Genomic DNA, 12,255 nt, shown 5'->3' on the forward strand with positions numbered 1-12,255 from the left:
GGCACAGCAATGTGTGTAGCTGACGAATACTAATCGGTCGAGGGCTTATCCTAAACACGTTTACTGTGACCCATACATCCAGTAGACAGCAGCTAAAAAGGCTTCAGCAAGCCTAATCTTTCGTATCCAGTTTTCAGGGCGCAACTTGCTAATGCGTGCATTAGCAGATGACCCACAAAAGTGGGTTTTCTTTTTTGTCCAGCACCTGATTTTATTTATGGCGGTCGTGGCGAAGTGGTTAACGCATCGGTTTGTGGATCCGACACTCGGGGGTTCAATTCCCCTCGATCGCCCCATTTTTTAATAAGTAGTATGGCATTTTTTGTTGGGGATTAGCCAAGCGGTAAGGCAACGGACTTTGACTCCGTCATTCTCAGGTTCGATCCCTGAATCCCCAGCCATTTAGTTGCGGAAGTGGCTCAGCGGTAGAGCATCGCCTTGCCAAGGCGAGGGTCGCGGGTTCGATTCCCGTCTTCCGCTCCATTTAAGTTGGCGCCATAGCCAAGTGGTAAGGCAGAGCTCTGCAAAAGCTCTACCCCTAGTTCGAGTCTAGGTGGCGCCTCCATTACAATTTTATAAAATGTGCCCTTAGCTCAGCTGGATAGAGCGTTTGACTACGAATCAAAAGGCCAGGAGTTCGAATCTCTTAGGGCACGCCATCTTTACTCAAATGCCGATGTGGCGGAATGGCAGACGCGCGCGACTCAAAATCGTGAGGGAAACCGTGGAGGTTCGAGTCCTCTCATCGGCACCATATTGCATAAACGATAGTTCATTAGATATTTTATCTAATGAGCTTTTTTTGTATTGCTTTAAAACCTCCTTCATAGCATTAGCCGATGCTAGCTTCGAAATGTACTCCAAATGAGAATTAACGTTGGTCGGAGATCATGATATCCGCTGGAGTGCACATCTCACTGAACGGAAACGTATATGAAAAAGTTGTTTTGGGTGAAAAGTAGGTTGCGGTATCGGCAGTAAAAGTAAACATCGCTTAAACGTCAGCAGGATGGATCAGCGATAGTGGTATTAAAACGTCAGTGATGGTAAAATTTGAGGAAAAGCATACAAACATTCATATCGACTTGAAGGAATACAAAGTATCGCAGGAAACGGGAGAAGGCGGCATGAGCATGGAATCCATCTCGCTGGCAGACGTGGAGAAGTACGTTCAGTCGGTAGACGGATTTTCGAAGATTTAGCGATATGAAGGTGCTAATGATCGCCATGGAGGAGTTCAATTGCTTCATGAGCGGGCAGAAATCTGCGGAAGAAGTGAGCAAGCTGATCCAGAACCGGGTGACGACGTATTTGAATGAGTAGATTGATGGGTTTAAAAAATGCTAAAGGTTCAGAATATGCATTAATCTGATAGTGAGTCATACTAAAATCCCTCTATTGAAGAAATGTCCAGGCACCTACTTCGATAAGAGAATTTTAGCTGTGGCTCTTTTTTTTGCTCAGAAGAATGCTTGCCCTTGACGCAATATCATAGTCGTAGGTAAAAATGATCGTAGGGATGATTGCATTTTACAGTTAATATCTGTAAGTTAATACATAACTGAACTTTTCTGTTCTTTAAAATAAATACATAAGGGGGATATGAGGTAATGGACGGTATGTCATCAGGTATTATTTTCGGAATATTTCCAATAGTATTGTTTATTGTGTATGGTGTCGTTGCGCTTATGGGTATTTATTGTCTATATTTACTCATTAAAGTTTTAATAAGAACGATCAAAGCTTTAGATATTCATTTAGATGAAAAAGGCAGACGATTATAATATTCGGCTGAAAGGAAGCCATTCTTGGAGGTGCGTTAGGATGAGCCATTATAATAACAACCCGTTGCTGTTATCCATTCCAGAGAGTTTTGAAAGCAGCCGTCTTCTTATCCGCGCGCCCCAATGGGGGGACGGAGCGAAGCTGAATGAGGCCGTTATAGAAAGTGAAAATGAGCTCAAACCTTGGATGCCATGGGCTCAAGCGATGCCTACGATCGAAGAATCTGAAGTTGTCATCAGGAAGTCTCGGTCCAAGTATATGGATCGTTCAGACCTCATGCTGCTGCTTTTTTTAAAGGATACAGGTCAGTTGATAGGAAGCAGCGGTCTTCATCGCATAAATTGGCAAGCGCGAAAATTTGAAATCGGGTATTGGGCTCGTACAGCTTACAGCGGCCATGGGTATATAACGGAAGCGACGAATGCAATTTCAACATTTGCAATAAATGAGCTAGAAGCCAATCGTATTGAAATACGTTGTGATGCTAGGAATTATCGAAGCGCGCGAGTTGCAGAGCGACTGAGCTTCACCTTAGAAGGCATACTCCGAAATGAAAAATGTGATGTCAACGGTATTCTGCGGGATACGATGGTGTTTGCGAAAGTAAGAGGAAAAGAATTTTGAAGAAAAAGAACAGTACTATATAGGCTTATTTTTCAACCATGAATAGGTATCTGTGATCGTTCGAGGGAAGACAGGACCTTGCTCTTTCGTCAAAAGAGGAGCAGATTCCAACTCTTCTCTAGAACCCATTCCTTTACGGAGCTTGAAAGAGAGTGTAGGATACTTATTATGGAATGTAATAAATGATTATCATCAGATAGGGAGTGTTTACGGGATGGGGAACAAAACCTTCACGCTGAGCGAAGCGAACGAGATGCTGCCGCAGTTGCAAGAGGATTTACGGAAGCTTCAACACATTACGGCGCAATTTGAAGATTTATATATAAGTTATCAGAAAGAGAAGGCTGCTTATGAACAAGTTTTTGCTGCTATTGAAGGCAGTGAGGACCCTTTCTTTGAGAGGGAAAGCCAGCTGGAATTTATGAAGATGGAGGTAGACCTGCTAATTGAAAACTTCTCGCGAAAAGGCGTGCAGTTGAAAATGATTACTCCTGGTTTAATTGACTTTCCAGCGGTGCTCGATAATGAGGATATTCTGATTTGCTGGAAGGAAGGCGAAGCTGAGGTTAGCCATTATCATGGTTTACATGATGGGTTTATGGGCAGAAAACCGTTTCCGCAGGATGAATAGTATTCATATTTAATGACCAGCAGGGATTTATCCTTGACTGGTCTTTTTAGTGTGAAGACAACACGGATTGATTAGAAACATTTTACAATTATTATACGTTATGTAAGTTGGGTGATGAAAATTGGAGATAAGAAGGTGTGAAATGAGAAACTGGAAAACAGCTTTTTCGCGAGGCGTTATGATGGCATGCTGTTCTCTACTATTAATGAGTTCTGTTGTATCTGCATCATTTGATTCACGCACTTCCTATGTGGGAGATAACAAGGAAACGGAGATAGCTGCTCCTATTATTAAACCGCAATGGTCATTGAACTACGAAGGTATAGCAGCAACAGGTGAAGGTAAAGCCTTTTATTTGCTAAAGGGAAAAGTGATAGCTGTTAATATTCAGAATGGGAAAAAACTTTGGGAGTATGGCAGTCAGCTCAAAGCTCCTGTCGTATATAAGGAAGGCCAACTGTACGTCAATTCGAGCGGAGGCCGTGTTCACGCTATTAAGGCGTCCTCAGGCAAGAAAGTATGGGTGGCTTCCGTGAGCGCTAATAACATTCATGATATTATTCCGGATGGCGATCAGCTATTTACCTTTAATGGAGACATTCAAGCTTACAGCATAAAGGATGGGAAATTTCAGTGGCGTGACAATTACAAAGAGCCGCTGCGCAAAAAGATACTGTTTCATGGCGATTTTATAATAGGAGAAAATGAGTTATCGGGTGCTTACACATACTCGCTCCTTCATGCTTTTAATCGCAAGACAGGAAAAAGGGTTTGGGAAGCTGCACATTACAACTTTCCTATTGGTGCAAAGGATGGAACTATAACTGCGCAGAAGCTCGTTAACCTGTTCGAGCCTGCTCCATTAACTACACTTGATAYCCTAGATATCAAGACGGGCAAAGTACTTAACAGCGTACAATATAATCCTTTAAAGATTGACTTAAATAAAGGAGAATCCGGAAATGAAGGAGACGCTTGGATTAACGGGGACAACGTTTTAGTCAATTTCAATTCTGAGGTGTATAGTTACCCTCTAAATGCTGATCCGAGCAAAATAGAGCCCAAGGTGTATAAGCCTGTTGTTTACGCGCCAGGATTCAAATATGCGGCTGGGCCATATGAGGGAAAATTGATTTATACGAATGGCCGCGGGATATATGGGGTTAAATTAATTAATAAGACAACCGTGGATTATAATGCTGGTGTAACAGGCCTCATCGCACGTTTTGATTTAATTGGTAAAGGGATATATGTGGCGCAAACGGATGGAACGATATCAGCTATCCATTTAGATACAGCAGCGCCAATTGTACAATTAAAAACAAATGAAAGAGAGTTTGGAGAGACGCTGCTTGAGAGCGGAATGATTGTGGTTCAGGCAAAAGGCAAGCTGCTCGCATTTAAACAACCTGCCAGCTTGAAATCTAGCGTCAAATAAATAATATGCATTGAAGCAACAACAGCTCAATGTGCGTTAATTACAAAAGAGCCCCGATTACGAAAAATCGGGGCTCTTTGCTTTATCGTAAAATAAACTCAGCAGTTACCGGATTATGGTCGCTGTGTTCAAATGCTGAATCTGTACTTTGCAGCCGAATTTTATCTACGTTTGAAGAAACGAGAAAACCATCAATTATGGCTCTGAAATTAACGCCTTCCGTGTATGCAATATCTAATGTACGTACAGTAGCGATGCTGTCGTCGACCATCCACTTGAAGCCGCTTGGTTTGAAATCCTCAGGAAACTGCTGAAGCCATTCTGGCCATGCCTGTGTCGTTTCGAATCGATCAGGGGCAGTGCCGGGCAGGGCATGGTTCCAATCTCCGCCTACAATAATATAATTGCCCTTGCCATTCTCCTTCTCTAAAAAAGCGGCTAAATAATCCAATTGCTGCTTGCGGATTTTGCCGCCCTCATCAAAGGCAGATAAATGAAGATTGATAACAATAAGCTCTTTGCCGTTATTGACCTCAAATCTGCTTTCTATAAAGGCACGATCCAATTCAAGCTGCTGTATCGGCCAGCTCTCTTTGCCTGGAAGATCGTATCGCTGATTGCTTTTGTTTTTGAATGTTGAGAAGGTTAGAAGGCCGCTCTGAACGGAGCCCATTGGATTAAAAATCGGAACGGGAACCCATGCCACTTTATAGTTATAAGCAAATGCATAGCTGTAATCTTCCAAAGGTTTTGCCAAATAGTCTATTTCATTAATATGGTAGCTTCTTGATGAGCGGGCATCGACTTCCTGAAGCAAATAAAAGTTGGATTGGTTTGTTTTCATAAAGGACGAAATGGAGTCTAGATTGGAAATCGTTTGATTTTTGCTGCTGGAACGTGATTTTTTACCTCCATCCATAAAAAAATCTTGTTTTTTGTCCAAGCCAGCATAGCCGATATTGAAGGTCGTAACTGTAAATGGAACGCCTTGCTCGATGAGTTGTTCTTTATTATTTTCTGACGTAATCTCGATAACTTCTGCGGGTTTATAATCGGATAAAGTAATATACAGTAAAAACCCTCCTGCAATCGCAACTGCGAGTAGGATAAGCGTACCAATTGTTTTTAATATCTTTTTCCCCATATGATCCATCCTTTCATTACGTATTGCGTTACTCACATTTAAGATTATAAGTATGCTATTGGAAATGTACCATGATATGGGTTAGGGAACTAGTTGTTTTTTATTGATGTCTTCTCACTATTCAGGAAAGTGATATTAACGATACTAAATAATGAGACTATAATTAAGCTCATTACAGGTCATATGCGAGCAAGGATGGGGAATGAATGATGAATATCATAGCTTTTAAACACTTCGCTTTTGATGATGATTATGCATTTCGTTCATGGGCCAGCTTTGGAGGACATCGCTTGGATGTTAAGAATCCTGCTCTTGAGATTGATGTCAAATGGCTTGACGATATGGATTTGCTTGTTATATGCGGCGGGCCAATGAGCGTCTATGAAGAGGAGAAATATCCTTGGCTTACGGCAGAGAAGCAGTTCGTACGGCAAGCCATTCAGCTTGGCAAAAAAGTGCTGGGCATCTGCTTTGGTGCTCAAATGATAGCTGAACTGCTGGGAAGCCGAGTATACCGAAATACGCATAAAGAAATAGGCTGGCATTCGATTAACCGTACGCAGGAGCAGCATCCTTGGCTCTGCGGCATGCCTGAGCAATTTGTTTCGTTTCAGTGGCATGGCGATACCTTCGACTTGCCGCAGGACACGCGGCTCCTCGCTTCTTCAGAGGCGTGCAAGGTGCAGGCATTCGCTTATCGCGAGCATGTCATGGGACTGCAATTTCATTTGGAGACGACAGCTGCATGCATGGAATCCATGTTTGCACACTGGTCTTCAGAGCTAGTTCAGGCGCCATACATTCAAACAGCTGAACAGATTCGCAGTCAATTCGCGCGCACTGAGCAGTCTCTAACGCTACTACATGGCATATTGGATCAGATTTCCTTAAAGTGTTAATAGTGGAACCATTTTTGTTGCTCCCTTAGTCCAAAAGTAATATCATAAATGAATAATGAAGCGGCTAGATTATCGGTTAAGGAAAAGGAGATTTCAAGCATGAAGCACAATCGTCTCGGGAAATCAGAGCTCTACATAAGTGAGATCGGCCTTGGCTGCATGTCACTAGGGACAGATAAAGTAAAAGCGACAGCCTTAGTACATGAAGCGATCGAGAAGGGCATTAATTTTCTAGATACGGCTGATCTTTATGATGAGGGTCTTAATGAGGAAATAATCGGCGAGGCAATAAAGGGAAAACGGGCAGATATTGTACTTGCGACGAAGGTCGGCAATCGTTGGGAGAAGGGAAAAGCGGGCTGGTCGTGGGACCCGTCCAAAGCTTATATTAAGTCGGCTGTAAAAGACAGCTTGCGAAGGCTCCAAACGGACTATATCGATTTGTATCAGCTGCATGGAGGTACACTGGATGATCCCATATCGGAGACGATTGAAGCATTTGAGGAGCTTAAGCAAGAGGGACTCATTCGCTATTACGGCATTTCTTCCATTCGTCCAAATGTTATTCGAGAATATGTGGAGCGTTCAAATATCGTCAGTGTGATGAGCCAATATAGTATTTTGGACAGAAGGCCTGAAGAGCAAATATTGCCTTTATTAGAAGAGAAGGGCATTAGTTTAATCGCTCGAGGTCCGGTGGCAAAAGGGATTTTAACCGATAATGGAGCTGCCAAGGCGGATAAGGGTTATTTGGATTATGACAAAGAGGAGCTGTCATCTTTGCGAGACGTTTTGCTAGAGATGCGAGAAGGCTCTCGTGATTTGGCGCATACAGCAATCCGGTATGCTTTGGCCAATCCAGCTGTAGCTGCTGTCATTCCTGGCGCGAGCTCGTTAGAACAGCTGCAGCACAATATCGCGGCAAGTGAAGTTCTTCAGCTATCTCCCGCTGAGCTGGAGACCATCAAGAGGTTAAGTAAAGAAAACCGTTTTGAACAGCACCGTTAGAGAGTAGGAGAGGCTGCCTGATAGGCAGCTTCTTTTTGATTATAAAATAAAAAAGTTTTGATCCATTGATAGATATTTGGCGTAAGTGGCATCTGTCTAGTAAGGGGGATGAATGATGGAGGTTTGGGCGCCCGATTTGCCATCTCTGTTAAGCAGTGGAGCAGGGGCAGAAGCACAAGAGCAGTCGTTAGTTGAACGAACAAGGTCCGGCGATGAGGAAGCTTTCGGGGAGCTGGTGCGTCGTCATCGAGCTAAGGCGCTTGGACTCGCTGGCAGCTTGACGAAGGATGCGTTTATGGTAGAGGACATTGTGCAGGAAGCGCTGATTCGTGCATTTATGCACCTCGGTACGCTTACAGACGCAAGCAGGTTTATTCCTTGGCTGCACCGGATCGTGCGAAATCAAGCCTATATGAAGCTGAGGAGAGGCGGACCCTATAGCAAGGAACGGCCATTCGTTAGCTTCATGAGCCAATCAGGGCTGCCAGCAGAGGCAGGTAAAAGCGGGCAGTTGGTTGATTGGAGCGATATCGATAGCATCCTGTTTCATTTAACAGATCAAGCCATGAATGAGCCGAGTGAAGGACAAAATCCGGAGCATGCTGTCATCCGCCAAGAAACGCTCCAGAGCATTCATACGCTGATCCGATGCTTGAACAAGCGGGAGCGGGACATTTTTGAAGCACGATTTTTTGGCGAGCTGCCGCCGGCTGAGATTGCTGAGCTGTTCGATACGACGACTTCAAACGTATACAATATGCTGTCGAGATCAAGGGTTAAGCTTCAGAAGGAGCGTATTCGCATATCGATTAGTTTATATGTGGAGCAACGGGCGTTGCTCGGTTTGCCCAGAAGGAAAATTCTCACTCCGCCCCCTATGTAGGTTCAGAACGTTTATGACAAATCTTGAATGGAGCTGAAAATAATGACGCTGGATAGGGATTGGTCCAAAACATGGACCTCGGCCGCTGCTGCTATACATGGCGCGGTGAGCTACACGGATAAAAAACATTTTACGCTAACAGATGTGATGGGATTTACCGGTCATGCCTTTCGCATGAATATTGATCCCGTCAGTATTAACGCGGCAGGGCCAACCTCATTCCCAGGTGGATATATATTGAGGAGGAATATAGGAAATCTCGGCTTTACGAGCTGTTTGGCTGATCCTATGCTCCCGTTAACGCCGGATAAAGTAGAGCGAACTATCGCTCTCGTTCAGCAGTCAATCGACCGTGGCATCCCTGCCATTTCATTTGATTTGTTTATACCTGAATTCGGTTTGATCTATGGTTATGATGATGATAAGCAGCTCTTTCATGCAAAAGATGTATCGAAGGACGGCACGATAAGTTATGCCGATTTTGCCGATTCCAAGATTGATTTGTTGTTCGTGACGACGATTAGCGAAAGCCTGCCTCACTCGAAATACGAAATATTGCGCATGGCGTTATCGATGATCGTGGATCATGGGCGAGGCAAGGAATGGACGCATGTGTTCGAGGATAAATTTGTACAGGGCTTAGCGGGTTATGAGGCATGGATTGGTGTGATGGAGCGGCGAAATGCGGATGAGCATGGTCATGCCTATAACATTGCTGTCATTTCTGATGCGCGTGAGTTCGCTGCTCGTTTTTTACGCGAATTGGCATTCCGCTGGGATGGGACAAATGTTGTGGAGAGAACGGTTCGCAAGCATGCGGGTGAAGCAGCGCTGCATTACGAGGTAGTTGCTGAGGCGCTGGGCAAGCTGAGAGAGCTATTCCCCTTCCCAGAAGGCGGCAAGTCGAAGGACCCTGAAACCGCGGATCGTGCAATCGTACTGCTTCGGCAAGCACAGGCGGCGGAGTCGAAGGGATTGGAGCAGTTGGAGCAGCTGTTTCATTTTATGAAGGAATATTATTCGGAGATCTGGGTGAACTGAGTCATCATTGTGTAACGGTTGGGCAAGTGTATGATGAAGGACAATGGGGAAAGTTTTTAAAGATATAAGCAGCGATAGCCTCAAATAAAGCTGCTCAAAAAAGTTTGACAGGGAGAAAGCCTATACCAAGGCTTTCTCTCTGTGCTATTCTTAGGGTGGAAGGTTTGACATTATCAACTGTATGAAATAACATTACAGTATCCTTCTTGAGAGGGAGTTGTGAAAATGAATAGTGAATTTACGGTTGCGGTTCACAGCTTAGTGCTGTTAGCTTATTTGCCTGATCATATGGCGAGCAGCGAGACCATTGCTCGCAACGTTTCGACGAATCCGACACGTATTCGCAAAATTATGAGTTCCTTACGGAAGCATGGCTTTGTGAAGACAAAGGAAGGAATCGGCGGGGGATATATTTTGAATTGTGAGCCGAATGAGGTTACGCTGGCCCAAATATATCGAGCACTATCAGGCGGTACGCTAAAGCCGCATTGGTGTTCAGGAAATCCAGAGGAGGACTGTCTGGTATCCGCGAATATTCAAGTGGTGATGGATCATTTTTTTTACGAGGCAGAGCTTCATTACGTGGCCTATTTGGAGCAAAATACGCTTCAAACTGCTTTGGACAAGATTCGAAAATGTCAGCAGCAGCTTAAAGAAAAGCAGGTTTGATGCTTTTCAATGCTTGCCAGTTTATGCAGGCATCATGTCTGTTTCACGATAGAGCGGTAAATATGGTTGAATACTGTATATTACCGCTCCTGTCATGAAGCTGATGCATTTGCAGCGGCTCTTTTTTACGTGTAAAATGTATCTAATAATAGTACAGTTGATTTGCCAATAATAATATTGATAGAAGCTGCAGCTTCTATTCGTAAAGAAAAGAGTGAATGTCATGTCAGAACAAACGATAAACAATTCAGCTTTTAATATTCCGTTATCCGTTCTTGATGTATCTCCCATTGTAGAAGGCGGCACTGTTGCCGAATCACTTAGCAATACATTAGATCTTGCACAGCATGCGGAAAAATGGGGCTATAACCGTTACTGGCTTGCGGAGCACCACAATGCGCCAAGCATCGCCAGCTCAGCGACATCCATCGTTATTGGCCATGTTGCGGCAGGTACATCCACGATTCGTGTAGGCGCTGGGGGGATTATGCTGCCGAACCATGCACCGCTCGTTATTGCTGAGCAATTCGGTACATTGGAATCGTTGTTTCCAGGCCGTATTGATTTAGGACTTGGCCGCGCTCCTGGAACGGATGGTCTTACAGCAGCTGCCCTTCGTGGAAACAGAAGAAGCAATGGGCATGATTTCCCCGAGCAGCTGGCTGAGCTGCGCGCGTTTCTAGATCCGTCGAGTGCTGAGGTGGGCATGCCAGTGCGAGCGATTCCGGGCGAAGGTCTAGAAATTCCGATTTGGCTGCTGGGCTCGAGCGATTTTAGCGCCTTGCTCGCTGCACAGCTGGGCCTGCCATTTGCTTTTGCAGGACATTTCTCGCCCAATTTCACAGTTCCAGCAATGAATCTTTATCGAAGCAGCTTTAAGCCATCAGCGATTCTCGATAAGCCAAAAGGAATGGTAGCGGTCAATGTCATTGCGGCAGATACGGATGAAGAGGCTGAATATTTAGCGACATCGATGCAGCAGCTGTTCCTATCCTTTATTCGCAACACGCGTGGAGCTTTGCCTGCACCTGTTCGCAATATGGATGACGTCTGGACAGCGCAGGAGAAGATTGCTTTGATGCAGCAACTAGGCTCTTCCATTGTTGGCGGGCCAGAGACGGTACGCACGAAGCTGAAGCAATATATTGAGGCGACGAAGGCGGATGAGATTATGGTCGCCGCACATATTTATGATCACCAAGCTAGATTGCGCTCATATGAAATTATAGCGGGTCTGTAATATACCGAATTAGCTAATAAAATTGAAGCAGAATAGAAAAGAGTGAAGACTTAATAACCAAGTCTTCACTCTCTTTTTTTGCTTTAAATGGGCTGATTTACTCGATAGGCGGATAGTGCCCTTTGCGCAGCTTATTAATGGAATAACCAAAGTCCATTTGAAGATGAGGATAGTCAGGGAAGTTTTTCCAATCCCCTCCCCAAGAGAAGCCAAGGCGCTTGGCGATTTCAACAACTTCCATCCAGTCGGACCGCCCATTTTTATTGCCGTCATACTCCATGTCCCATATGACCTCGCCCTTCTTCGTTCGCAGGGCAAAATCGACAGCGAGGCCGTAATTGTGATAGGAGTGTCCGCCTTGAACTTGCGTAACGACTTTACCCTCCGTTGTGCGTCCTTTTGCATAAATCGCATTTTGCTCCTCGCTTGAACGGAAGCCGTCTGTGACGAGAATGGTGATGCCGGCCTTGCTCGTTTCGGCAATCAGCTCGGTCTGCTTAATGAATACGATCGGATGCAGTGCCGTTACGGGTGGAGCTTCAATAGGATCATTGTTCGGCAAGTATGGATCAAAGGAAAGAATAACTTTCCATAAAAGAGCAGCGGTTAGCGCTAAAATAATAAACAGCAGTATTCGGTTTCGCTTGCGCTTACTTCTTGCTGCCAGGCTCAGCTGAGCCGGTAATGTAGGATGAGAAACTTGATTTCGCTCCAGCATGCTGAATCTCCTTACGTTTTATATCCGCTTATTTTATCATATTGTTTATTTTGACACCCTAGTCTGTGGTAGGGGATTAGGCTTAATTACTATTGATTATGCTTTCTACCAATATTTTAGTAATGAGTTATAGAGTAGATTTTGGTATGCTTCGAGGATTGATCGCATGAGGAGG

At 44.5% G+C, this 12,255-nt stretch carries 13 protein-coding genes and 6 tRNA genes; 17 read left to right on the top strand and 2 right to left on the bottom strand.

The genetic code is table 11. The features are described 5' to 3' along the window. The first annotated feature begins 220 nt into the window (after nucleotides 1–220). From AC1DM9_RS00005 to AC1DM9_RS00055, 11 genes are all read left to right on the top strand, one after another. Nucleotides 221–296, top strand: a tRNA-His gene (locus tag AC1DM9_RS00005). A 30-nt stretch (nucleotides 297–326) separates the two neighbouring features. Beyond that, nucleotides 327–401 (top strand) — tRNA-Gln (locus tag AC1DM9_RS00010). A gap of 7 nt (nucleotides 402–408) precedes the next feature. Then, nucleotides 409–483 (top strand) — tRNA-Gly (locus AC1DM9_RS00015). A gap of 8 nt (nucleotides 484–491) precedes the next feature. Continuing rightward, nucleotides 492–565, top strand: a tRNA-Cys gene (locus AC1DM9_RS00020). Nucleotides 566–582: 17 nt separating this feature from the next. Next, nucleotides 583–659, top strand: a tRNA-Arg gene (locus AC1DM9_RS00025). Between the two features lie 13 nt (nucleotides 660–672). Further along, nucleotides 673–754, top strand: a tRNA-Leu gene (locus AC1DM9_RS00030). A 289-nt stretch (nucleotides 755–1,043) separates the two neighbouring features. After that, nucleotides 1,044–1,202 (top strand): hypothetical protein, encoded by a 159-nt coding sequence (locus AC1DM9_RS00035; RefSeq protein ID WP_477577964.1) that lies wholly within the window; start codon nucleotides 1,044–1,046, stop codon nucleotides 1,200–1,202. 408 nt (nucleotides 1,203–1,610) lie between these two features. Continuing rightward, nucleotides 1,611–1,784, top strand: a complete 174-nt coding sequence (locus tag AC1DM9_RS00040; protein WP_441913726.1) for a hypothetical protein — start codon at nucleotides 1,611–1,613, stop codon at nucleotides 1,782–1,784. Nucleotides 1,785–1,824: 40 nt separating this feature from the next. Then, the gene (locus tag AC1DM9_RS00045; RefSeq protein WP_477577965.1) at nucleotides 1,825–2,409 is read left to right on the top strand and encodes a GNAT family N-acetyltransferase; all 585 of its coding nucleotides are present in this window, start codon (nucleotides 1,825–1,827) and stop codon (nucleotides 2,407–2,409) included. Nucleotides 2,410–2,623: 214 nt separating this feature from the next. Beyond that, the gene (locus AC1DM9_RS00050) at nucleotides 2,624–3,040 is read left to right on the top strand and encodes a DUF2203 domain-containing protein (protein WP_339205123.1); all 417 of its coding nucleotides are present in this window, start codon (nucleotides 2,624–2,626) and stop codon (nucleotides 3,038–3,040) included. Between the two features lie 142 nt (nucleotides 3,041–3,182). Then, nucleotides 3,183–4,478, top strand: coding sequence for an outer membrane protein assembly factor BamB family protein (locus AC1DM9_RS00055; RefSeq protein WP_477577966.1), 1,296 nt, complete (start codon nucleotides 3,183–3,185; stop codon nucleotides 4,476–4,478). Between the two features lie 82 nt (nucleotides 4,479–4,560). On the opposite strand, the gene AC1DM9_RS00060 is transcribed toward AC1DM9_RS00055, so the two are convergent. Further along, complete coding sequence (locus AC1DM9_RS00060; protein ID WP_477577967.1) at nucleotides 4,561–5,622, bottom strand: endonuclease/exonuclease/phosphatase family protein; 1,062 nt, start codon at nucleotides 5,620–5,622, stop codon at nucleotides 4,561–4,563. A gap of 206 nt (nucleotides 5,623–5,828) precedes the next feature. On the opposite strand from AC1DM9_RS00060, the gene AC1DM9_RS00065 reads away from it, so the two are divergent. The 6 genes from AC1DM9_RS00065 to AC1DM9_RS00090 all read left to right on the top strand — a co-directional run bounded on the left by AC1DM9_RS00065 (nucleotide 5,829) and on the right by AC1DM9_RS00090 (nucleotide 11,362). Then, complete coding sequence (locus AC1DM9_RS00065) at nucleotides 5,829–6,521, top strand: type 1 glutamine amidotransferase (protein ID WP_441885008.1); 693 nt, start codon at nucleotides 5,829–5,831, stop codon at nucleotides 6,519–6,521. A gap of 99 nt (nucleotides 6,522–6,620) precedes the next feature. Further along, nucleotides 6,621–7,529 carry an aldo/keto reductase gene (locus AC1DM9_RS00070; RefSeq protein ID WP_441885010.1) on the top strand — a complete coding sequence of 303 codons (909 nt, stop codon included), beginning with the start codon at nucleotides 6,621–6,623 and terminating at the stop codon, nucleotides 7,527–7,529. A 112-nt stretch (nucleotides 7,530–7,641) separates the two neighbouring features. Next, complete coding sequence (locus AC1DM9_RS00075; protein WP_477577968.1) at nucleotides 7,642–8,412, top strand: RNA polymerase sigma factor; 771 nt, start codon at nucleotides 7,642–7,644, stop codon at nucleotides 8,410–8,412. A gap of 42 nt (nucleotides 8,413–8,454) precedes the next feature. Continuing rightward, on the top strand, nucleotides 8,455–9,453 hold the full coding sequence (locus tag AC1DM9_RS00080) for a hypothetical protein (protein WP_477509950.1): 999 nt from the start codon (nucleotides 8,455–8,457) through the stop codon (nucleotides 9,451–9,453). Between the two features lie 225 nt (nucleotides 9,454–9,678). Continuing rightward, nucleotides 9,679–10,122: an RrF2 family transcriptional regulator gene (locus AC1DM9_RS00085; protein ID WP_076271867.1), complete on the top strand. Its 444-nt coding sequence runs from the start codon at nucleotides 9,679–9,681 to the stop codon at nucleotides 10,120–10,122. A 223-nt stretch (nucleotides 10,123–10,345) separates the two neighbouring features. Then, a complete protein-coding gene (locus AC1DM9_RS00090; protein ID WP_441885016.1) occupies nucleotides 10,346–11,362 on the top strand; it encodes an LLM class flavin-dependent oxidoreductase in 1,017 nt (338 codons plus the stop codon). Nucleotides 11,363–11,459: 97 nt separating this feature from the next. Here the strand turns inward: AC1DM9_RS00090 and AC1DM9_RS00095 are convergent, their stop codons facing one another. After that, the gene (locus AC1DM9_RS00095; RefSeq protein WP_441885018.1) at nucleotides 11,460–12,080 is read right to left on the bottom strand and encodes a M15 family metallopeptidase; all 621 of its coding nucleotides are present in this window, start codon (nucleotides 12,078–12,080) and stop codon (nucleotides 11,460–11,462) included. Nucleotides 12,081–12,255 lie beyond the last annotated feature (175 nt).

Source organism: Paenibacillus sp. 01T431 (assembly GCF_056398625.1).

Bases quoted from the DNA above. Each gene is read 5' to 3' on its own strand.
- AC1DM9_RS00045 (WP_477577965.1), top strand. From the start codon at position 1,825: ATGAGCCATTATAATAACAACCCGTTGCTGTTATCCATTCCAGAGAGT.
- AC1DM9_RS00070 (WP_441885010.1), top strand. From the start codon at position 6,621: ATGAAGCACAATCGTCTCGGGAAATCAGAGCTCTACATAAGTGAGATC.
- AC1DM9_RS00090 (WP_441885016.1), top strand. From the start codon at position 10,346: ATGTCAGAACAAACGATAAACAATTCAGCTTTTAATATTCCGTTATCC.
- AC1DM9_RS00095 (WP_441885018.1), bottom strand. From the start codon at position 12,080: ATGCTGGAGCGAAATCAAGTTTCTCATCCTACATTACCGGCTCAGCTG.
- AC1DM9_RS00050 (WP_339205123.1), top strand. From the start codon at position 2,624: ATGGGGAACAAAACCTTCACGCTGAGCGAAGCGAACGAGATGCTGCCG.
- AC1DM9_RS00085 (WP_076271867.1), top strand. From the start codon at position 9,679: ATGAATAGTGAATTTACGGTTGCGGTTCACAGCTTAGTGCTGTTAGCT.
- AC1DM9_RS00040 (WP_441913726.1), top strand. From the start codon at position 1,611: ATGGACGGTATGTCATCAGGTATTATTTTCGGAATATTTCCAATAGTA.
- AC1DM9_RS00080 (WP_477509950.1), top strand. From the start codon at position 8,455: ATGACGCTGGATAGGGATTGGTCCAAAACATGGACCTCGGCCGCTGCT.
- AC1DM9_RS00060 (WP_477577967.1), bottom strand. From the start codon at position 5,622: ATGGGGAAAAAGATATTAAAAACAATTGGTACGCTTATCCTACTCGCA.
- AC1DM9_RS00075 (WP_477577968.1), top strand. From the start codon at position 7,642: ATGATGGAGGTTTGGGCGCCCGATTTGCCATCTCTGTTAAGCAGTGGA.
- AC1DM9_RS00035 (WP_477577964.1), top strand. From the start codon at position 1,044: ATGGTAAAATTTGAGGAAAAGCATACAAACATTCATATCGACTTGAAG.
- AC1DM9_RS00065 (WP_441885008.1), top strand. From the start codon at position 5,829: ATGATGAATATCATAGCTTTTAAACACTTCGCTTTTGATGATGATTAT.